Origin of the sequence: Actinocorallia herbida (assembly GCF_003751225.1) — a bacterium.
Classification (GTDB): domain Bacteria; phylum Actinomycetota; class Actinomycetes; order Streptosporangiales; family Streptosporangiaceae; genus Actinocorallia; species Actinocorallia herbida.
On the sequence record NZ_RJKE01000001.1, the window covers coordinates 7,951,656 to 7,972,950 of the forward strand.

Below are 21,295 nucleotides of genomic sequence, written 5' to 3' on the forward strand. Positions count from 1 at the left end.
GGCCCCACCTTATGCTCGGGAAGGCCTGGAAGTCCCCGGATCGGACGGAACTCGTGGTGCGGGGGTGGCGAGGCGGGACCAGACCCACTTGCCGCCGGCCGGGTCCTCGCGGGTGCCGCAGGCGGTGCTGAGGGCCTGGACCAGGGGCAGGCCCCAGCCGCCGCCGTGGTCCCAGTGGGCCTCGTCGGGGACGGCGTCCAGCGCGTCCAGGGTGAGCGGGGACTGCGCGCGCAGCCGGGGACGGCCCGCGCCGCCGTCCCAGACCTCGACGAGAACGGATGCGGGCTCGCGGATGAGATTGATCGCGATCGCCTTGAAGGGTGTCTCGGCGCAGGCGTTGGTCACGAATTCCGCGACCACGAGCAGCACGTCATCGCGAATGCCGAGAATGTCCCATTTTGCTAGGCGCTGTTCGACGAGAGTGCGGGCCAGGCCGCTCGCGGCGGGCGACGCGGGCAGCTCCATGCGCAGCTCAGAGGAGGTGGCGTGAATCATCGGACCCCTTCGGGTGACTTTTCCACCGGCGGTGGATTTCTCGACCGGAACACCCTTGACAATGGCGGGAGAAGGTTAGGTTGAAGCCGGACAAGCGCCGATTCGAAACAGCGGAGGTGCCGTGCCCGTCGTCCGAGCGCCCCTCGATCCCGAGAACTCCCTGTGGTCCTGGCTCGCCTACGAGCTGCGCGCCCAGCGCGAACGCCACGGCCTCAGCCTCACCCAGGTCGGCCGGCTCATCCACGCCGCCCGCAGCACCGTCTGCAACATCGAGGCGGGCCGAGCCCGCATCAACGAGGACCAGGTCAAGATCCTCGACGCCCGCTACGGCACCGGCCGCACCCTGGAGCTGGTGCTCTACTTCGCCCGCCTCGGCCACGACCCCGACTGGTTCCGCCAGTACACCCAGTACGAGGCCACGTCCTCCATCATCCGCGTCTACGCCGGGCAGGGCATCCCGATGCCGTTGCAGACCGATCTCTACACCAGGAGCCTGGTCTCGGAACACAGCCTGGGCGACCGCGAGACCGAGCTGAAGTCGCGGATCCTGCGCAGGGACCTCATCCTCGAACGTGCCGACCCACCCTATGTTTGGGCCCTCCTGGACGAAGCCGCACTCGAACTGGAGGTAGGGGGCGTCAGCACGCTGATCACCCAGCTCGAATACCTGCTGTGCCTCGCCGAAAGAGCCAACGTCTGCACGCGCGTCATCCCCAAGTCGGCGGGTGCGCACCTGGGCACCGACGGCGCCTTCCGCGTCATCAGCATGAAGGGTCGGGACATCGCCTACGCCGGTGCCTACCGTGGAGGACGCCTGATCGAGAGCCCTGCCGAAGTCCGGGAGGTTGTCATAGATTACGAGCGGATCAGCCAAAAGGCGCTGTCCGAACGTGACACCTGCGCCCTCATCGAGCGGAAGCTGGAGTGGTACCGATGCGTACAGAGTGGCGGAAGAGTTCCCACAGCGGAATGGTGAACGACAACGCCTGTGTGGAACTCGCGCGGCTTCCCGACGCCATCGGCGTCCGCGACTCCAAGCACCCGGCCTCCGGCCACCTGGCCCTGGGCCGACGAGCCTTCACGGGCCTCCTGCACGAGGTCAAGCACCGGCCCTGACCATCCCCCGCGAGGGTCCCTCAGGCACGACGGGACCCTCGCGAAACGAAACAGCGGCACCGGCCTGTCCTCTGGCGGCTGCTCGCTTTCCCCGCCGAGACTCGTCCGGGGCCCCGACAGGGGTTCAGCCGGTCGGTGGGCGGCGTGGGATCTCGGCTTCGAAGCGGGGCAGGTCTCCTTCGGTGATGCGGCGCCAGGCGCGGCGGTACAGGTCGGGGGCGGGTTCGGTGGGCACCACGGCGGTGAGGGGGGCGGTGCCGCGGGCGGAGAAGGGGTGGAGGTCGTGTTTCCAGGTCTCCATCGGGATGCGGGGGGCGCGCGCCTCCGGCCACGGGCAGGGCAGGAAGAGCATCCGCCCCGCCTTCGGGCGGCGGGCCATCGTGACGAGGTCGGTGGCGGCGAGTTCGGTGCGGGCCTCGCGCAGCCTGGCGGGCGTCCAGCCGGTCCAGCGGGCGGTGTCGCGGTCGGTCGGGTCGGGCATCGCCAGCAGCATGAGGTACACCGCGGCCGCGTCCGGTGAGATGCCGAACCGCTCGGCGGCCTCGGCCACGACCTCCGGCGCGGACCGCGACGGGTCCTGCGGATACCAGGTGCCGTCCTTGAGCCGCCCCCCTTCGGCGGGGTCGCCCGGATCCGTGAGCAGCGCCGCGAAGCACTCGTCCCGCGCCGTCCGGAAGGCGATCTCGGCGGCGTGCGGCAGATCGGGAGCCCTCCGCAGCAGGGGCAGCCGGAGGTCCGCGGGATCCTCGGCGAGACGCGCGGCGAGGATCCCGGGGCGGTAGCGGGAGACCCCGGTCTTGAGCAGGACCGCGCCGTACCGCGCCCAGCCGTCGCCCTCCTCGTCGGGGGCGCCCGCCGCCTTCCCGAAGTCCGCGGTGTCGATCTCGTCCGGGAGGCCCAGGACGAGCCCGGGGTGCGCCAGGCGCTCGCGCACCGCCGCGAGCCCCTCCGGCAGCAGCGCGCGCAGCCGATCGCCTGCGGGCAGGCGGTGCGCCAGCCAGGCCAGGGTCCGCACCGAAGACGCCAGCACGCCCGCGGTGAAGCCCTCCCTCTCGGCGGGCTCGAAACCGTAGCCGCGCGGCGTGAACTCCAGGTCCCGGGAGAGGTGCGGGGAGCCCGCCGGGTCTAGCACGGCGCGCAGGTGGCCGTGCGCTCCGGCCTCGGATCCGAACACCTTGTCCGCCTCGACGAGCAGGTGCTCGGGCACGGTAGTGCGCCGCGGCACCGCGCGGTTCCACACCTCGGCGGCCGCCGCGACGTCCGGACCCCGGCTCCACAGCAGCGCGGGTTCGGCGGGCAGCAGCGCCCCCACGAGCGCGCGGCGCACCTTCCCGGGCAGGGTCCGCAGGTGCGCCTGGGCCGCGGCGGTCTCGGCGACCTTGAGCCCGAGGGTCTTGCGCACCTCGTCGGGAAGCGCGGAGTGCGTGCTCGCCGAGAGCCCGATCAGTCCGGACACCACGAGGCCGGCCATCGTCGGCGTGACCCCGGTCAGGCGCGCGAACTCCGCGGCGGGGCCTGTCCGCCACGGCGCGGGCCCCCGCGCGCCGAGCACCGCGAGCGCCGCCGCGACCGGGACGTCCGCCGTGCCTTCGGCGTAGGGCAGCACCCTCAGGACCTCGAACTCCCCGGGCGGGTCGAACGCGCCGGACGGGTCGTGGCAGACCGCCCAGAACTCTTCCGGAGCCGTGCGATCCCCCCGCTCCTGCCCCACGACGGCGAAGAAGGCCCCGTCCGGTCCCTGGTATCCGCGGCGGAGGTTCGAAGAGCCCGCGTCCCCCTTCGGCCGCAGCCGGAACAGCCGCCAGGCGTCCGGCTCGGCCGCGGCCAGGCCCGCGCCGTCGAGCAGGGCGAGCAGTTCGCGCAGGGTCTCCCGGATCTTCTCCGGGACGATCCCGGACACGGCGAGCAGCGTGAAGGCCGCTAGCGCCTCGGGCACCCGGACCAGGTCGAGGTCCTGGACGGGCAGTTCCACCCGGGGAACGCCGCCCGCACCGTCGTGCCCCTCGTACACTCCGGCCCGGAGCCCGGCGAGCTTCCACAGCAGGTGCGCGGTCTCGGTCGTCGGCCGGCCGAACCAGCGGCCGCTCTGGTCCTCGCGCAGGCCGTCCACCGCGCGGAACACGTCGATGTCCTGAGGCGAGGAGGGGCGCTCGGCGAGCGGGGCGGGTGCGGGAACGGGGACGGGCGGACCGAGCACCGAGGCGACGGACCGCCGCGTCTCCTCCAGGTCGGGCGCGAGGTCCGCCACCGCGACGACCACGCCCGCGACGGCCTCGATCAGCGCGGTGTCGCCCACCTCAGGCAGGGCCGCGCGCACCCTTTCCACGGTGGTCTCCTCCGGCCCCTCCAGGAGGCGCTCGGCGAGTTCCCTGCCCGCTCGGCGCAGCGCCTGCGAACCGCGCGGGTCACGCGGCCTGACGTACACCCAGTAGTGCGCGGGCGGCAACCGGAACCCCTTATTGAGCGTTCCCGGCCGGGCGGTGTCGGCGAGCACGAACCCGTCGGGGCCGATCAGCCGATAGGTGGCGCGGTCTCCCTCGCCGACGCGGGCGAGCGCACGCGGCAGGTCGTCGCCGGGCACGCGCAGCGGCCACAGGGTGTCGTATCCGGCCAGCGCCGGGGTGGCGTTCCCCGCGAGGTCCTCGCCGCGCGCGGTGCCGTCGGGCAGCCGGACGGTCCGCTGCCCGACCAGGCCGTCCACGACCGCGCCCACCGGGGTCGAGCCGAAGCCCGGGAAAGGCGCGAGGAAGCCGCCGAGGAAGGCCGCGCCCGGCTCGGCGAAGAAGCCCGGCATGCCCGGCCTCGCGGCCCGCCCGGTGCGCGGATCGAGCCTGTGCCAGCCGGGCCCGTCTTCCGAGGGGAGGCGCGCCCACCAGGCCGTGCCGTCGGAGACGAGTTCCGCGCCGCCGGGGGCGCGCGGCTCGCCGCGGCGGATCACCGCGGTCCCCGTCATCCGCCCGCCCCCGGGCGTCTCCAGGCTGATCCGAGGAGGTCGCCACGGACCGCTCAGGTAGACGCGGTTGGGCCGCTCCCCTTCCAGTTCCAGGACCTCGTCGGGGCGGGTGTGCCAGTACCCGTGGACCAGGCCGTCACCGGCCTCCCAGTGCACGAGCAGTTCCCCGTCCACGTAGCGGAAGCCGAGGGTGAGGTGGCGGGCGGGCACCCGCAGCCCGTGGTCGAGGACGACGCCGGAGCCGTCCAGCACCATCGCGCGCCGGTCGTACGCCACGACCAGGTAGGGCCATTCCTCGGCGGCCGTCGGGGCGCCCAGGTACCCCTCGGGGAAGAGTTCCGCGACGGCGTCGTCGAGGGCGGGCCAGGACAACTCGGCGAACAGGCCGCCGCGCAGGGTCCTGGCCAGCAGCTCCGCGAGGTCCGGCGGCAGCGCGGCGCGCACCTCGGCCGCGGCGATCCGCGTGATCCCGGCGGGAAGATCGCGCAGCTCCTTGAGTTCTCCGCGCAGGGTGGGCGGCCCCGCCTTCGCGACGCGCATTGCCCGCCACGCGCCGTAGGCCCTGAGGTGGGGGCGCAGCGGAGGCGTGGTGCAGAGCACACCGGCGAGCTTCGCGCCCGGCCAGCGGATCGACGAGCGCAGTGCCGCGGCGAAACGGGGGTCGGCGCAGAGCGCGGCGAGGTCGCGGCGGTCCGCGCCCGTGGCCCAGCCGTCCAGGTTCAGCCGGTAGGCGGTCCCCGGGTCCGCGACCGGCAGGTCGAGGGCCAGCAGCAGGTCGAGCAGATCGGCGCTCTTCGGGACGGCCAGCGGCGTGCCCCGCTCCGCGAGCTCGGTCTTCAGCCGGCCCTTCATCCGGATGACCAGGGTCTCCAGCGCCATCAGCCGCCGTGAGGCATCGCGGTGGTCGTTCCCGCGCGCCTTCAGCAGGCATTCCAGGAGGCCGAGCGCGCCCCCTTCCGGGAGCGCGGCGCCGGCGTCGTCGGCGAGCAGCCCGGCCGCTCCGGTCTCCTCAAGCAGCCCGATCCAGAACTCCACCACGCCCTGCACGGCATCCGACCGGAGCGGTGAGACGAGGTGCGCGAGGGCTGCCGGGGTCAGGTCCAGCAGGACGCGGCGGATCCCGGGACGTTCGCCGGCCAGGGCCTTGAGGGCGGTTCGGTGGGTCTTCCACCAGCTCTCCGCGGCGAGCGCGGTGGCCGGCTGCGCCAGCATCTCGGCGAGGTGCTCCCGCTCGATCCGCCCGGCGTCCCCGGACGCGGCCTGCGCCAGCCCGCGCAGGCTCGGCGCGACCGACGCGGTGGGAGGCAGCCCGCCGGCCGTCCGGCGTGAGAGGAGCCGCAGGAACCTCGCCAGCGCCTCGTCCGGGGGCAGGCGCAGAGCCAGTTCCCTGGAGTACTGCCGGAGGGACGTCGCCGGCAGCACGCCTTCCAGGGCGAACTCCAGGAAGACGTCGTCCACCCTGTTCCGGTCGATGGGCAGGCCGTGGACGTCCTCGGCCTTGCGGGCCGCGGTGAACATGCGGGCCGCGCAGCCGGGCTGCCCGGCGGCGAGGAACTCCCTCGCCGCCCGTTCGAAGAACGTCGGCAGGAAGTGGGGCAGCGACGCGGCGATCCGCGCGCCGAGTTCGGTGAAGCCGTCGAGTGCGGCGCGCGGCCGGGTGGGCGCCAGCCGGGACAGCCGGTCGATCTCCGGCAGCAGGGCCAGCGCCCTCGGCCCGTCCCCGGGATGGTGGACCAGCACCCATTCGGGGAAAGCCACGCTCCGGCCCGCCCCGAACCCGACGACCTCGGCGGGACCGGAGAGCTCTAGGCCGTGGAAGGCCGCCGCGGCGTCCTCGGCCGCGCCGGTCTCCGCCGGAACCAGCCTGACGACGGTGCGGCCGGGAAGACCGGGCCGCCGGTAGGCGCGGGCGGTGACCGGCACGCCCTCGCCGGGGTCGGCGGTGTCCGGGTGCAGATAAGCGCCCGCCCTCAGGAACTGCGCGGCTCCCCCGGCCCCGGACGGGCCTTCGATGGCCTCGTTCACTGCTTCTCCCCTCGCGCGGCGGCCCGCTGTGCGGGGCCGCTCGCAGCCATGACCAGGGACCTCGAAGATCTCTCCGAGGCCGGGCACGGCGGCTCCAGGGCGGGGGGACTTCGGCGCGCCGAACCGCGGCGTCTCTTCCGCGGCGTGACCTTGGCCGGAATCTAGCGGCCCGCACCGACAGTTCGAGGGCGCGGATCCTTCCGGTGAGAGCGGGGAGGACGTCGTCCCCGGTCAGGGGGACGGGGCGGGACCGGCGGAACGGCGCGGAGGCACGGGTCAGGATTGGCGGCGCATGGCGCGGATGCCGATGGTGAGGCCCAGGGCGGCCAAGGCCAGCGCGGCGGCGAAGCCGTAGAGGACTTCTGCGGTGAGGAGGTCGCCGGCGAGGAGGGTGCGTTCGGCGGTGACGATGTGGCTGATGGGGTTGATGGAGGCGGCGGAGCGCATCCAGGCCGGGCCGTCGTCCAGGGGGAGGAGCATGCCGGAGAGGATCATGAGGGGGAAGATGAGGGACTGCTGGACGGCCCAGAACATCCAGTCCTTCTTGCGGCTGGCCAGGGCGAGCGCGTAGCTGAGGCTGCCCAGGCCGATGCCGAAGACGGCGAGGAGGGCGAGGCCCGCGATCAGGCCCAGCGGGTCGGCGCGGTAGCCGAAGGGCAGGGCCACGGCGACGATCAGCAGGGACTGCACGATGATCGGCGCGATCTCCTTCAGCGCGCGGCCGACCAGGAGGGCCGACCGGGCGATCGGCGCGACCAGCGTGCGCTCGTGCGATCCGGTCTGCGCCTCGAAGAGCAGGTTCGCGCCGGTCGCCCCGGCGCCGAACAGCACGGTCATCACCAGGATGCCCGGCACGAACCAGACCAGCGTGTCGGCGGCGGGACCGCCCGCCGACCCGACGAGCAGGGGCCCGAACAGCCCGAGGAACACCAGCGGCTGCAGCAGGCTGAAGATCAGCGAGAACGGGTCCCGCAGCACCGGCCGCAACTCCCGCACGAACACGTGCCACGTGTCCCTGACGGGCCGCTCCCGCAGCAGGGGAACAGAGGCAACGGACATGACGACTCCTTCGGACCGGGCGCCGCCGCAGCGGCGCCGAAAACGGAGAACACTGAACAACGACCCTCAGGCGCGCCACTCGGGACATTTCGACGCCGCTGCCCGGCGCCCGGGGGACACTCGCCGAGCGGCGCCCGTCCTGCGGCGCGGGACGTCATCCGGTGGGGACGGAAGCGGGTTCGGACGTCGGGGTGGGGGCGGAGGCCGTGGTCTCGCGGAGGGTGCGGCCCGTCAGGGCGAGGAAGACGTCGTCGAGGGTGGGTTCGCGGAGGGAGACGCGTTGCGGGGGCGCGGCGGCGGCGTCCAGGGCGCGGGTGAGCTCCGGGACGAGGGTCGGCCCGGAGTCGGCCGCGCACCGGAGGGTGCGGGGGTCCAGGCGTTCGGGGGTGCGAGAGGTGAGACGGGCGACGACGGGCGTCGCGGTGTCGGCGTCGGCCGAGGTGGCGAAGCCGAGGGTGAGGGTGTCGCCGGCGAGGTCGGCCTTGAGGCGGTCGGCGGTGTCGTCGGCGATGACGCGGCCGTGGTCCATCACCAGGACGCGTTCGGCGTACTGGTCGGCCTCCTCCAGGTAGTGGGTGGTGAGGAAGACCGTGGTCCCGTGGGAGCGGCGCAGGTCCTGGATGTGCGCCCACAGGTTCGCGCGGCTCTGCGGGTCGAGGCCGGTCGACGGCTCGTCCAGGAAGAGCACGCGCGGCCGGTGGATCAGCCCGAGGGCGATGTCCAGCCGGCGCTTCTGGCCGCCGCTCAGCCCCGACACCGGCCGCCGCGCGAGGGCCGTGAGGTCGAGCGAGTCGATCAGCTCCTCGGCCCTGCGGGCGGCGTCCTTGCCACTGAGGCCGTAGAACGCGCCCTGGCTGAGCAGCTCGTCGCGGACCCGCTGGTTGTGGCCCGCGCTGTCGCCCTGCCCGACGTAGCCGATCGCGCGGCGCACCGCGGCGCGCTCGGCGGCGATGTCGTGCCCGGCGACCCGGGCCGTACCGGACGTCGCGGGCAGCAGCGTGGTCAGCATCTTGATCGTGGTGGATTTACCCGCCCCGTTCGGGCCGAGGAACGCCAGCAGCTCCCCTTCGGCGACGTCGAGGTCGAGCCCCGCGACGGCGGTGACGGGGGCGCGCGCCACCGTGAAGGTCTTGGCCAGTCCCCGCGCCGTGATGATCGGTGTGTCCATGCCGCCGACGATAGGAAGAGACGCGGACGCTTCATGTCCGCATTGCCGCCTAATCTGAGCGGCATGGGCGAGAGCACCGCACGGACACTGAGCCTTCTCACACTGCTCCAGGCGCACCGCTGGTGGCCGGGCGAGGAACTGGCCGACCGGCTGGGGGTCACCACCCGGTCGGTGCGCCGCCGCGTCGACGCGCTGCGCGAGCTGGGCTACGAGATCGAGTCGACCCCGGGCCTCGGCGGCGGCTACCGGCTGGCCGCGGGCACCCGGATGCCGCCGCTGCTGCTCACCGACGACGAGGCGGTGACGGTCGCGGTCGGCCTGCGCGTCGCGGCCGCCACGGGGATCGTGGACGGGGAGAGCACGGCCCTCAGCGCGCTGGCGAAGTTCGAGCAGGTGCTGCCGCCCGCCCTCCGGGAGCGGGTCAACGCCCTCGGCCGCTCGATCGGGTCACGGCCGCCGCGCGGCGGACCGGTCCCGTCGGAGCTGCTCGGCGCGCTCGCGCTGGCCTGCCGCGACCATGAGCGCGTCAGGTTCGCCTACACGGCCGCGAACGGCGTCGAGACGCGCCGCCTGGTGGAGCCGCACTCGCTGGTGTCGGGCGACCGCAAGTGGTTCCTCATCGCCTGGGACCTCGATCGCGCCGCCTGGCGCACCTTCCGCGCCGACCGGATCGCCGATCTGCTCGGCACGGGAGTGCGGGCCGAGCCGCGAGAGCTGTCGCCGGAGGAGGCGGCCGAGTTCGCCCTCGCCGCCTCCGACCGCAAGGTCGCCGAGAACGCCACCGCGATCATGGCGATGCCCTTCGAGGACATGCGCGCCCACTTCGGCCCGTGGGCGCAGAACGCCTCACCGGTCGACGGGGCGCGCACCGCCTGGCCGTTCGGCGGCGACGACCACCCGACCATGACCACGGCCCTCGCCTGGATCCCCGCCGGCGTCTCCTACGAGGTGCAGGCCGACCGCGCCTACCTGGAATTCCTCCACGACCACGCCTCCCGCATGCTCGCCGCCGCCGAAGCCTCCCTCGCCCACCTGAACACCCCCGCCACCTGACACCCGCTCAGGCCGAGAGGGTGTCACCCGGCCGGCGCCCGGCTGGGCCGGGAGGGTGCCGGCCGGGTGGTGTCCGCCCCGGGTGGAGGGGGGCCTTCGCCCGGGGCGGGTGGGGGTCAGGGGTGGGGGGTCCAGGCGGAACGGATCAGGGCTTGTTCGGCTTGTTGGAGGTGGAGGGCGGAGGTGAGCCAGGCCTGGGCGAAGGGGGCCGGGTCGGGGTCGGTGAGGCGGCCGAAGGGGTCTCGGGGGCGGCGGTCGGCTTCCGCGGTGAGGGCGGCGGCCAGGGTGGCCGCGCCGGGGAAGCCCGTGCGGCGGAGGTGCGCGGGGTCGGCGTCTCCGCGCAGGGATTGGGCGGTCGCCCTTCGGCCGCCGGAGACGGCGAGTTCTACGAGACGGCGTATGCGCCACAGGGGCGAGTCGGCCAGGGGGTCGGAGGCGGCGAAGCCGTAGGGCGGGGCCTCCAGGTCGGGCGGGAAGTGCACGCCTTGGAGGCGGTCGTAGCCGAGGTCGGCGTGGCCGCCCCAGTCCTTGGGCAGCCGCAGGGTCGACTCCCCGGACGGCGCCGGGGCGACCGCGAGAGGCACCAGGGCGGTCGCGCGGCCCGGTTCGAGCCGGGCGACGACGCGCAGGCGCAGGCCCGGGTGGTCGCCGATCCTGCGCAGGTTCTCCAGGTGGCCGAGGTCGGGGTGGCGCAGCGCGGGGAGTAGCCGCACGACGGTCCCCGCGGTCCCGTCCGGCAGTTCCTCCCGGGCGAGGATGTGGTCGCCGGACGGTCCGAGGATCACCAGATCGCAGCCGAGCGGGGTGCGGGCGCGGCGTTCGGCGTCCTCGGGGTCGGCGACCGCGCCCGGGGCGCCGAGCCGTTCCGCGACGACCTCGGCGAGGTGCCGCCCGAACAGGCCGGGCGCGGCCCAGCCGTCGCCCTGCACCTCGGTGGCCCGCACGCCCTTGCCGGTGCCGAGGCGGCCGTCGTGCGAGACGGTCGCGCCGGTGACGAGGATGCCGGTCCTGGCGAGCCGCGAATGGTCGAGGACGCCGCCCGCGAGCCCGACCGCCGCGGTGCCGGCGCCGCGCGCCCGCGCCGCGCCGCCGGGCCGGACGTCGCCGAGGTCGTACCAGGCGCCGTCCGGGCCGATCAGGTGGGTGACGACGCCGCCGTAGCCGGTCGCGCTGATCACCGGTTCCCGGAAGACGCCGTGCAGGCGCAGGCTCCCGCCGGGCTTGTAGGCGCGGCGGGCGACGCCGACGAGCGCCGGGTCGGGGTGCGCGGCGGCGAGGAGGCCGCTGGTCAGCAGCAGTTCGCGCAGCGCGGTGACGAGGTCGCCGAGCCGGTGCCCGTCGTGGCGGGCACGGGCCGAGCGCAGCCCGCGCACGACCCGCAGGGCGGCGGCCTCGGCCCGGTGCAGCCCGGCGACGCGGGCGGTGTGCGCGGCGCGCAGCAGCTCGGCCTGCTGGACGGCCCCCGCGGCGGGCACCCCCGAGGCCAGGACCGTCGCGGCGGCCCGGAAGAGGTCCTGCGCGGCCCGTAGCTGCTTGGGCGACGGCGGCACCGGGCCGGACTCCGACTCTGCCAGGGCAGAGGCCTGACCGTCTCCGGCGAGGTCCTCGTCCGGCGTGCCTTCCGCGCCGGCCGGAGCGGCCGCCTCTACGGCTTCTCCGACCGGGCAGAGGCTGAGGACCGCGGCGCGGTGCAGGCAACGAGGCGCCAGGAGGCAGGAGCACGCCGCCGAGGCCGCGTCCCCGACGAGGCCGGAAGGCCCCGGCGTCAGGGTGACGATCGTGTCCTCACCGCAGACGATCCGGATGACGCCGCCGTCGTCCGACGTCCTGGGCGACTCCGCGTATTGCGCGACCGCCGCGTCGAGTTTCTTGCGCAGTCTTGTGGTCAGTGCCTCTACGGCCTCGGCGACGACGCCGGGGGCTGCGGGCGGGAGCGGGATCTCGGTCATCGGGTCTCTCCGCGGAGGCGTTCGCCGACCCACCGGGCCAGCGCGAGCGGGCTGAGGGCGGCCACGGGCATCCCGGCGGCGGCGAGCTGCCGGGCGACGGGCAGGGAGTAGCGCGGCTTGCCCGTGTCGTCGAGGGCGGCGCAGCCGAGCAGGTGGACGCCCGAAGACGTCAGCTGGCGCACCTCGCCGAGCAGCCCTCCGAGCGAGTAGCCCTCCTCGAAGTCGCTGACGGTCACCACGAGCGTCCGGGTCGGGACGGTGACGAGCCCGCGCGCGTGCGCGAGGCCCTTCGCGATGTGGGTGCCGCCGCCGACGCGCACCTCGAGCAGCAGCGACAGGGGGTCGCTGACGCGGTCGGTGAGGTCGATGACCTCCGTGGAGAACGCCAGGAAGTGCGTGGACAGGGTCGGGACCCCGCCCAGCACGGCCGCGGTGAGCGCCGACCAGATGACCGACGCCTCCATGGAGCCCGACACGTCGACGAGGAGGATCAGCCGCCAGTCGGACGCGGTCTGGGAGCGGGTGGCGAACACGGGCTTCTCGGGGACGACGATGGTCCTGCCGTCTTCGAGGGTGCGGGTGTGCGCGAGGTTGGCGCGCAGGGTCCGCGCCAGGTCGAGCGGCCCGCCGGGGCGGTAGGTCGGGCGGGGGTTCGCCAGGCCGGTGAGGGCGGGTCGCAGCCTTGTCGCCATCTCCTTGGCGAGCTCGTCGACCAGTCTGCGCACGAGCGGGCGCAGCTTGGCGAGCTGCTGCTCGGGCATTCCTCCGGCGAGGCTGAGCACGGAGGTCAGCAGCTCGACGGACGGGCGCACGGACGCGGGGTCGAGCTGGGTGAGCACGTCGGTGCGGCCCGCGTCGACGGCCTCGGCGAGCACCTCCTCGCGGACGTCCGCGCCGAACAGCGCCTCGAGTTCGTCGGCCCATTCGCGCGCGGTCGGGAACGCCGCCTCCTTGCCGCCGCCCTGGGAGGGGGCCTGGCCTTCGGCTCCGAAGTCGGCGGCGCCCTCGCCCCTGCCCGCGCCGTACAGCTCGTCAAGGGCGGTCGCATGGCGGCGGAGGTGATCGGAGAGCTGCTCCCGCTGCCTTCCGAGCAGCAGCCTCCACCGGTCCGCGGGGACGATGCCCTGGACGGGCCGCTCTTCGGCGGCCTCTTGTGTCTCCGTCTCCTCCCTCTCCTCCGTCTCCTCGGCCGCCTCCGCCACGGGAGACGGCTCCGGCGGGGCGAGGCCGAGCGCCCGGAGCGCGGCCATGGCGGCCACGTCGGCGGCCGTCCATTGGGCGAGGAGTTCCGCGGGCGCGTCGAGGTCGGTGGAGACCCGTTCCCCCAGCCGTTCCGCGACGGTGTCGAGGAGCCGTCCGCGCGCGGCGGGCGACAGTGCCTCGAACCCGTCGCGCAGGGCGGGCAGCCGCGCCAGGAAGCCGCTGTCGGGCAGGTCGTCGACCCGGTCGAGCAGCGGGTCGAGGGCGGCGGCCGCGCTCTGGAGCAGGGGCCCCGCGGCGGTGAGCAGGCCGCGCAGACGCCGGGCGAGCGCGCGCCGCCCCTCCGGGTTCGTCGCGCCGTCCACCCATCCGGCGACGCGCGCGCCGAGCGCCGGGGCGTCCTCCAGTTCCAGCAGGACCCGGACGGCCAGGGCCGCGCCCTGCATGAGCGGCGAGCCTTCGCGGGCGAGGAAGTCGAGCGCCGCGCGCATGCGCAGGCCGACGCGGTGCTCGGCGGCGCGCACGGCGAGTTCGACCACCGCGGCGGCGTCCTCGGGCCGGTCGCCGCCCGCGAGGCCGGGCAGCGCCTGGACCGCGGTCTCCAGCAGCGCCTCCCCCAGGGCCGCCGCGCGCTCGCGCAGCGGCTCGGTGGTGCCGGGCAGGTGGCCGCGGCGGAGCCCTTCGGTGAGGTCGAGTCCGGCGATCAGCTCCGGAAGGGTGGCGGCGGACGGAAGAACCTCGGCCGCCTCCTCCAGCCTCACTTCGACGAGGTCGGGCAGGTCGCAGCGGGCCGCGGCCTCCAGCCCGGCGAGGACCCTGGTGCTCGTCGCGCCGCCTTCCGCGTTCTCCCGGCGATGCGCCTCCGCGAGGGTGCCCGCCGCCGCCTGGGCCGCGGTGACACCGCGGACCCCGGCGAGGTCGAGACGCGCCGCGACGGAAGGCGTCCAGCTCAGCTTCCACTTGGTGGTGAGCGCCGCCGCGTCGCCGGTGCCCGCGACGTCCAGGGCACTGGCGTAGCCGACGCCGCAGACCGTCAGGCGCTGGAGGAGGATCTCGCGCCGGCGGTCGAGGTCGGAGCGCAGGGGGTCGAGCCTGATCTCGCGGGTCTCGGGGTCGTGCGGGCCGGGCAGCCGCAGCGCCTCGAGTTCGGCCTCGACGGACGGGCCGAGGCCGGAGCGCGGGGTGCCCGGGGCGGTCCTGCCCCGGTCGGTGCCGACGAGTACGGTCTCCAGCGCCTTGGCGAGGGCACGGCCGCGTCCGAGGGTCTCGCCCTGGCCGAGCACCGTGGTGACGCCCTCGACGAGTTCGCCGCGGCCGGGCGCGGGCAGCCCGCGCAGTGAGGCGAGGTCCCCGGCGACCCGGAGGGTCTCGGCGGCCTCGCCGGTCCCCGCGGTGTGGCCCGCGCCGCGCAGCGCGCGGCACACGTCGGTGATCGCGCGGGCCGCCGCCTCGTGCAGCGCGCCGGGGTCGCCGCCCGCCCGGAAGACCGACTGCTGCCAGCGCGGGTCGCGGATGCCCGCCGGGTAGCCCGACCGGGAGTCCAGAAGGTCGAACGCGTACGGGACCAGTGAAGTGACCGCGGTGCCTTCCCCGGCCTCCTTCGCGGGGTCGTACGTGGTGGTGTCTTCGGCGCACGCCTCCTCGGTGAGGGCCGCGGCGTGGAAGGACCCGACGACGGCGACCGCACGGCGCCCGTCGGAGGCCGCGTGCCGGAGGACGGCCCGCATGTGGGCCTCCCGGGCGAGGTTGACGGCGCCGACCCCGCCTGCCTCGGAGTCCGTGCGCAGCGCCCAGCCGACGGACAGGGCGGCCCGCCTCACCTCCTCGGGAGCACATCCGGGGGCGCGCACCTCCACCGAGCGGTCCCACAGGTCGTCGCCTTCGCGTCCCGTGGCCGAGGCCTGGAGGGCGTCGGCGTAGACGCGCGCGGAAGGCGACCCGTGGTCTTCGTCCGCCGACCAGCCCGGATCGCCGAGCGGAAGGTCGCAGCACAGGACGGGCACGTCGTGGTCGCGGGCCCAGCGGAGCGCGGCGAGCTCCGGCGAGAAGTCCGCGAAGGGGTAGAAGCCCAGGCCGCCTTCGGCCTGCGCCCCGGCGAGGGCGACGGGCGCGACGGTGCCGGGGGCGGCCAGGTGGGGCAGCCAGCGCTGGAAGTCGGCGGGCAGCTCCACGCAGACGACGTCGGGGGCGGCGGCGTCCAGCAGCGCGGGGATCACCGCGGCGAGGGCCGGGCTGTGGTGCCGCACGCCCAGCAGATAGGGGCGCGTGCCGTCGGCGAGCGTCGCGACGGCCGCGCGCGGGTCGACGGCGATCAACGCAGCGTCTCCCGCAGGTCCCAGAGGCGGCGCCACAGGGCGGAGCCCTCTTCGGCGCGGCGGCGGACGGGGCCGTCCCAGTAGCCGAGGAGCCTGTCGTGGTCGGCGGGGTCGTCCTTGCGCACGACGCCGAGCAGGTGTCCGGGCAGCAGGTCGACGACGTCTCCGGCGGGCAGGTAGGCGGTCGCGATGGCCAGCGAGGCGGCCACCTGGACGGCCTCGGCCGTGGACATGACGGTGCCGGGCCGCTCCACGTCCCAGCCTTCGGCCGAGCGTCCGGCGCGCAGGTCGCGGAAGACCGTGACGAGCGCGTCGAGGACCGAGGCGTCCACCCCGAAGGCGGCGCCCGCCCGCTCGACGGCGCTGGTCGCCTGGCGGCGCACGAGCGCGGTCTCGGCGACCGGGTCGCCGATGGGCGCGACCGTCTCGAAGTTGAACCGGCGCTTGAGCGCGGCCGACATCTCCGACACGCCCCGGTCGCGGAGGTTCGCGGTGCCGATGACGGTGAAGCCCTGGGCCGCGGCGACGATGCCGTCCTCGGTCCCGGCCAGCTCGGGCACGTTCACCCGGCGGTCGGACAGGATCGACACGAGCGCGTCCTGCACCTCGGGAAGGCAACGGGTCACCTCTTCGATGCGGGCCACCCGGCCCGTGCGCATCGCGGTGAGCACCGGGGAGTCCACGAGGGCCTGCCTGGACGGTCCCTGCGCGAGGAGAAGGGCGTAGTTCCAGCCGTAGCGGAAGGCGTCCTCGGTGGTGCCCGCGGTGCCTTGGACCGTCAGGGCGCTGGTCCCGGAGACCGCGGCCGACAGCAGCTCCGAGAGCATCGACTTGGCGGTGCCCGGCTCGCCGACGAGCAGCAGGCCGCGCTCTCCGGCGAGGGTGACGACGCACCGCTCGACCAGGGCGCGCTCGCCGACGAACTTGGGCGCGATCTCCAGCTTGTCGGGCAGGCCCTCGACGGGCGAGGGCAGCATGAGCGCCTCGCCGCTGCCGCACACGAAGGTCACCGCGGCGCGGGGCGTGAGCGCCCAGCCGGGCGGCCGGGATCCGGCGTCGTAGGCGGCGAGGAAGGCCAGTTCCTCGGCGTACCGCTCCTCGGCGGGCAGGACCTGCCGGGTAGGTGCTGGGGTCGTCATGGGGGGTTCCTTTCGGGGGTAGGGGTCAGCGGCGGCGTTTGGTGCGGGGGATCTCCAGCTCGCCGAAGCGCGGGAGATCGCCCTCGGTGATCCGCCGCCACGCGTGCCGGTAGACGTCGGCGACGGGCTCGGTCGGGACGACCGTGGTCAGCGGTGCGAGGCCGCCGTTGGAGAAGGGGTACAGCTCCTGCTTCCAGTCCTCCATGGGGATCTCGGGGCTCTTCGCCTCGACCCAGGGGCAGGGCAGGAAGAGGGTCCGGCCGGCCCTGGCCCGGCGCGCCTCGGTGACGAGGTCGGTGGCGGCCAGCTCGGCGCGGGCCTCCTTGAGCCGGGCGGGACGCCAGCCCGTCCAGCGGGCGGTGTCGCGGTCGGTGGGGTCGGGCATGGCCAGCAGCATCAGGTACAGCGCCGCCGCGTCGGCCGACAGCCCGTGGACCTTGGCCGCTTCGGCGACGAGCTCGGGCACCGACCGCGAAGGGTCCTGCGGATACCAGGTGCCGTCCTTCAGCCGTCCGCCTTCGACGGGCTCTCCCGGATCGGCCAGCAGCGCCGCGAACCGCTCGGCCATGGCCGTGCGCAGCGCGATCTCGACGGGCATGGGACGGCCGAGCACGCCCCGCACGAGGGGCAGCAGGGGGTCTTCGCCGTGCTCGTCCAGCAACGCGACCTTGAGGCCCGGACGGCAGAAGAAGGCATCGGCGACGACGAGGAGGGCTCCGTACCTCTCCCACCCGTCGCGCTCCTCGTCAGGAGGGCCGACGGCGGTCTTGAACTGCGCCATGTCGAGCGAATAGGACGCACGGAGGACGAGCCCCGGGTGGGTGAGGCGTGCGCGCACGGCGGCGAGCCCCGCGGGCAGCCGGGCGCGCAGCGGATCCCCTGCGGGCAGCCGGTGCGCCAGCCAGGCGAGCATCCGCACCGTGTGCTCGAGGATGACCGCGGTGAATCCTTCCTTCTCGGTCGGCTCGAACTTGCCCTGCCTCACCGCGAACTCCACATCGCGCGACAGATACGGAGAGTCCGCAGGATCGAGGACCCAGCGCAGGTGGTTCTGCGATGGCATCCCCTTCTCGAAGGCCTTGTCCGCCTCGATGAGCAGCGCCTCGGGCACCGCGGCCCTGCGCGGTGCCACCCGGTTCCAGACCTCGGCCGCCGCCGCGACGTCCGGGCCCTCGGTCCACAGCCGCGCGGGATCGGCGGGCAGCAGCGCCCCGACCAGCTCACGGCGGGCCTTCGCGGGCAGCTTCGCCAGTTCCTTCTGAGCCGTGTCCGCCTCGGCGGTCTTGAGCTTGAGGGTCTTGCGCACCTCCTCGGGCAGCAGCGGGGAGAGGACCCGGAGGATGCCCGGGAATCCGGACACCACGAGCGCCGCCGTGGTCGGCGTGACACCGGTCAGCCGCGCGAACTCCGCGACGCTCCCGTCCCGCCAAGGCGCGGGCCCCTGGGCGTCCAGGAGCCCCAGGAACGCGGTGACGGACACGTCCGGCCAGTCCTCCACGAAGGGCGATTCCTCCACCACCTCGTACTCGGCGGGCACCGCGAACACCCCGGACGGATCATGGAAGATCGCCGTGACCTGCTGCGGTTTCTTCCACTCCGGCCTGCTCTGGGAGACGACGGCGAAGAAGGCGCCTCCATCGAGCTGGAAGCCGCGGCAGAAGTTCGTGGAGTGGCTCGCCTCCCCGGGCGCGATCAGCCTGAAGAGCCGCCATTGCGCGGGCGTGCCCGCCATCAGGCCCGCCGCGTCGAGCAGTCCGAGCAGTTCGCGCAGCGCCGTCCGGCTCTCCCCGGGGGTGATCCGCGACGCCATGCGCAGGACGAGCGCGGGCAGGCCCTCCACCAGCCACGGCAGATGCAGTCCCTGCCGGGGCAGCTCGATCTGCGGTACCGCACCCGAAGGCTCCGCCGGGAAGGCGCCCGCGCGCAGCCTTCCGAGCTGCCGGAGAAGGAACGCGGACTCGGTGCCTCCAGCGCTCCTGGCGGTGACGGACAGCACGTTGTTCAGGCCGTCGACGGCGTGGATCAGGGCGCCGTCCCGTGGCGAGGCGGGGCGCTCCGAGACGACGGGCGCCGGGGGCTCGAACACGGCCTCGACGGTCTCCCGCGCCGAGGAGACGGTCGCGCCGACGCGCTGCGCCGCGCTGACGATCCCGGCCAGTCCCTGGACCAGCGCCGGGTGGCTCACCTCCGGCAGCGCCTCGCGGACCCGGTCGGCGATCGTCTCCCACGGCCCGTCGAGCAGCCGCTCGGCCAGCGCCCGGTCCGCGCGGCGCAGCGCCGCGGAGCCGCGTGGATCCCTCGGCCTCAGGTAGGCCCAGTAGTGCGGCGGCAGCATCGTCTCGCTCCCGGCCGCGAAGAGCTTCGGCATGACGGTGTCGGCGAGGACCAGGCCGTCGGGGCCGATCAGGCGGTACGTGCTGTCGTTCTTGTTCTTGGCGGGCGCCAGGGCGCGCGGCCGGTCGTCGCCGGGGAGGCGCACCAGCCAGACGGACGGGGACCCGGACACGGCCGGGGAGGCGTTCCCCGCGAGGTCCTCGGCCCGTACGGCGCCGTCGGGCAGGCCGACCATCCGCTGGCCGAGCAGGCCGTCCACGACCTCGCCCAGGGGGGTGGTCCCGGTGCCGGGGAACGGCAGGAGGAAGCCGCCCTCGAAGTCCGCTCCCGGCTCGGCGAAGAATCCGGGCATCCCGGGCTCGCGGGGCTCCGCGGTGCGCGGGTCCAGGCCGTGCCAGGCGTGGCCGCCCTCGAAGGGGAGCCGCGCCCAGTGCGCCCGGCCGTCGGAGGCGATCGGAACGCGGGCGGGCACGAGGGCGTCTCCCGGACGGAGCACGGCGGTCCCGGTCGTCCGGCCGCCCCCGGGCGACTCCAGGCTGATCCGGGGGGTGTTCCACCTGTGCGACAGGTACCTGCTGAAGGTCTTGGGGCCTTCCAGGCTGATGATCCGGTCGGGATCGGTGTGCCAGTAACCGCGGATCTCCTCGCCCTGGTCACCGCGCCAGTGGACGAGCAGCGCACCGTCCACGTAATGGAATCCGATCCACCGGCTGCCGGTCGGCGGCAGGCGCAGGGCGTGGTCGAGAACGACACCGGAGCCGTCGAGGACCAGCGCGCGCTTCCGGTCGGACACCACGAGGTAGGGCCATTCCTCGGCGATCACGCACGAGCGGAGCCAGTCGGGGAACAGCTCCGCGCAGGCCGCGTCGAAGGCGGGCCAGTGCAGCTCGTCGAGCAGACCTCCGCGCAGTGTCCGGGCCAGCAGTTCTGGCACGTCCACCGCCAGGGCCGCGCGGACCGCGCGCTCGGCGATCCGCAGGGTTCCCGGATCGAGGCGGCGGACACGGTGGACCGCGCCCTCCAGGGTCGGCAGCCCGGCTTCCGCGACGCGTCCCGCGATCTCCTCGGCGCGGGCCAGGACGTGCGGACGGAGCGGGAGCGAGGCGGCGTACACGCCCGTCCTGTGCACGTCGAGCGCCCGGCGCAGTGCGGGGGCGAAGCGGGGGTCGGCGCACAGCAGGGCGAGGTCGCGGCGTTCCGCGCTCCGCGCCCACGTACCGAGCCGCACCGTGTGGCCGGGTGCCGGGTCGGCGACGGGGATCTTCAGTTCCAGCAGCAGTTCGAGCAGGTCGGCGCTGACGGGGACGGGCAGCGGCGCGCCCCGCTCGGCGATCTCGGCCTTCAGCCTTCCGGCCATCCGGGTGACCAGCGACTCCAACGGCACCAGCCGCTCCGCGGCCACGTGGCCGGTGCCGCGCGCCTCCAGCAGGCGCTCCAGCCACCCCGCGGCGCCGCCCTCGGGCGGCTCCCCCTCGCCGAGCAGGGCGGCCGCGCCGGTGTCCTCCAGGAGGTCGAGCCAGAGCGCGGCGAGGCTCGTCTCCGGCTCATGCGGCATGACGCGCAGGAGGGCGAGCCGGGTCTCCGGACGCTCCGCGGCCAGGGCCTTCAGGGCGGCCCGGTGCGCCTTCCACCAGGTCTCGGGGGCGAGCGCCGTCGCCGGATACGTCAGCGTCTCCGCGAGGTAGGCGCGCTCGGCCTTCCCGGCGTCCCCCGGGACCGCCTTGGCGAGCCGGCGCAGGTCGGCCGCCATCGTCGAGGTCGGAGGCAGCCCGCCGGACGTCCTGCGCAGCGCCAGCCGGACGAACCTGCGCAGGGCCTCCTCCGGGGGAAGGCGCAGGGCGAGTTCCTTGGAGAACTCCGAAAGGGTCCGCGCCGGAAGGACACCCGCCAAGGTGAACTCCACGAAGACGTCGTCCACCCGGTCCTGGTCGATGTCCAGGCCGTGCTCGCTCTCGGCCTTGCGCGCCGCCGCGAAAAGGCGGGCCGCGTAGTCCGGCCGCTCCGCGGCCAGGAGCTCCCTGGCGGCACGCTCGTAGAACGTCGGCATGAGGTGCGGCACCGAGACGGCGAGCTGGGCGCCCAGCCCGAGGAAGCCGGTGAACGCGACATTGGGCTTGCGGTGCGCCCAGTGGGCGAGCCTGTCGATCTCCGGCAGGAGCGCCAGCGCGTGGTGGCCGTCCTCCGGATGGTGCAGCAGCACCCACTCGGGGAAGGCGAGCCGCTGCCGGGCGCCGAACCCGACCACCTCGGCGGGACCCACGCGGGTCATGCCGAGGAAGGCCGCCGCGGCGTCCTCGGCCACGCCGTTCTCCTCCGGGACCAGCCGCACGACGACGCGATCGGCCAGGCCGGGCCGCCGGAAGACGCGGGCCGTGACGGGCAGGCCGGCGCCCGGTTCCGCGGTGTCGGCGGGCAGGTAGGCGCCGGCCTCCAGCAGTTCGGCGGTGCCCTCAGGCGGTGACATGGTCATGAGGTGTCTCTCTCCGGGC

The 21,295-nt window shown here is 74.8% G+C and carries 11 protein-coding genes; 3 read left to right on the top strand and 8 right to left on the bottom strand.

What is annotated here, in order from left to right:
* Nucleotides 1-9: 9 nt before the first annotated feature.
* Nucleotides 10-495, bottom strand: a complete 486-nt coding sequence (locus tag EDD29_RS36120; protein ID WP_148086213.1) for an ATP-binding protein — start codon at nucleotides 493-495, stop codon at nucleotides 10-12.
* Between the two features lie 121 nt (nucleotides 496-616).
* Between EDD29_RS36120 and EDD29_RS36125 the strand changes: the two genes are divergently transcribed.
* Together EDD29_RS36125 and EDD29_RS36130 are read left to right on the top strand one after the other, a co-directional pair.
* A complete protein-coding gene (locus EDD29_RS36125; RefSeq protein ID WP_170201713.1) occupies nucleotides 617-1,471 on the top strand; it encodes a helix-turn-helix domain-containing protein in 855 nt (284 codons plus the stop codon).
* Nucleotides 1,465-1,611 (top strand): DUF397 domain-containing protein, encoded by a 147-nt coding sequence (locus EDD29_RS36130; RefSeq protein ID WP_342774462.1) that lies wholly within the window; start codon nucleotides 1,465-1,467, stop codon nucleotides 1,609-1,611. Before EDD29_RS36125 ends, EDD29_RS36130 begins: the two co-directional genes overlap by 7 nt.
* A 124-nt stretch (nucleotides 1,612-1,735) precedes the next feature.
* Here the strand turns inward: EDD29_RS36130 and EDD29_RS47885 are convergent, their stop codons facing one another.
* The 3 genes from EDD29_RS47885 to EDD29_RS36145 form a co-directional block, all read right to left on the bottom strand.
* Nucleotides 1,736-6,589, bottom strand: a complete 4,854-nt coding sequence (locus EDD29_RS47885; protein ID WP_123668707.1) for a DNA-binding protein — start codon at nucleotides 6,587-6,589, stop codon at nucleotides 1,736-1,738.
* 276 nt (nucleotides 6,590-6,865) lie between these two features.
* Nucleotides 6,866-7,648 carry an ABC transporter permease gene (locus tag EDD29_RS36140; protein ID WP_123668708.1) on the bottom strand — a complete coding sequence of 261 codons (783 nt, stop codon included), beginning with the start codon at nucleotides 7,646-7,648 and terminating at the stop codon, nucleotides 6,866-6,868.
* 154 nt (nucleotides 7,649-7,802) lie between these two features.
* Entirely contained in the window at nucleotides 7,803-8,804 is a 1,002-nt protein-coding gene (locus EDD29_RS36145; RefSeq protein WP_123670898.1) for an ATP-binding cassette domain-containing protein, read from the bottom strand.
* 75 nt (nucleotides 8,805-8,879) lie between these two features.
* Here EDD29_RS36145 and EDD29_RS36150 point away from each other — a divergent pair, with 75 nt between their 5' ends.
* On the top strand, nucleotides 8,880-9,869 hold the full coding sequence (locus EDD29_RS36150; RefSeq protein ID WP_123668709.1) for a helix-turn-helix transcriptional regulator: 990 nt from the start codon (nucleotides 8,880-8,882) through the stop codon (nucleotides 9,867-9,869).
* A 116-nt stretch (nucleotides 9,870-9,985) separates the two neighbouring features.
* Here the strand turns inward: EDD29_RS36150 and EDD29_RS47890 are convergent, their stop codons facing one another.
* From EDD29_RS47890 to EDD29_RS45940, 4 genes are read right to left on the bottom strand one after another with little or no spacing between them, the layout of a single operon-like run.
* Entirely contained in the window at nucleotides 9,986-11,818 is a 1,833-nt protein-coding gene (locus EDD29_RS47890; RefSeq protein ID WP_123668710.1) for a hypothetical protein, read from the bottom strand.
* On the bottom strand, nucleotides 11,815-15,333 hold the full coding sequence (locus EDD29_RS36160; RefSeq protein ID WP_246053181.1) for a DUF5682 family protein: 3,519 nt from the start codon (nucleotides 15,331-15,333) through the stop codon (nucleotides 11,815-11,817). Before EDD29_RS36160 ends, EDD29_RS47890 begins: the two co-directional genes overlap by 4 nt.
* Complete coding sequence (locus tag EDD29_RS36165; RefSeq protein WP_123668711.1) at nucleotides 15,330-16,472, bottom strand: ATP-binding protein; 1,143 nt, start codon at nucleotides 16,470-16,472, stop codon at nucleotides 15,330-15,332. The genes EDD29_RS36160 and EDD29_RS36165 overlap by 4 nt, the downstream gene beginning before the upstream one ends.
* Before the next feature lie 25 nt (nucleotides 16,473-16,497).
* Nucleotides 16,498-21,276, bottom strand: a complete 4,779-nt coding sequence (locus EDD29_RS45940) for a DNA-binding protein (RefSeq protein WP_170201714.1) — start codon at nucleotides 21,274-21,276, stop codon at nucleotides 16,498-16,500.
* Nucleotides 21,277-21,295: the final 19 nt, after the last annotated feature.

Bases quoted from the DNA above. Each gene is read 5' to 3' on its own strand.
- EDD29_RS36140 (WP_123668708.1), bottom strand. From the start codon at position 7,648: ATGTCCGTTGCCTCTGTTCCCCTGCTGCGGGAGCGGCCCGTCAGGGAC.
- EDD29_RS36165 (WP_123668711.1), bottom strand. From the start codon at position 16,472: ATGACGACCCCAGCACCTACCCGGCAGGTCCTGCCCGCCGAGGAGCGG.
- EDD29_RS47890 (WP_123668710.1), bottom strand. From the start codon at position 11,818: ATGACCGAGATCCCGCTCCCGCCCGCAGCCCCCGGCGTCGTCGCCGAG.
- EDD29_RS36120 (WP_148086213.1), bottom strand. From the start codon at position 495: ATGATTCACGCCACCTCCTCTGAGCTGCGCATGGAGCTGCCCGCGTCG.
- EDD29_RS45940 (WP_170201714.1), bottom strand. From the start codon at position 21,276: ATGACCATGTCACCGCCTGAGGGCACCGCCGAACTGCTGGAGGCCGGC.
- EDD29_RS36130 (WP_342774462.1), top strand. From the start codon at position 1,465: ATGGTGAACGACAACGCCTGTGTGGAACTCGCGCGGCTTCCCGACGCC.
- EDD29_RS36150 (WP_123668709.1), top strand. From the start codon at position 8,880: ATGGGCGAGAGCACCGCACGGACACTGAGCCTTCTCACACTGCTCCAG.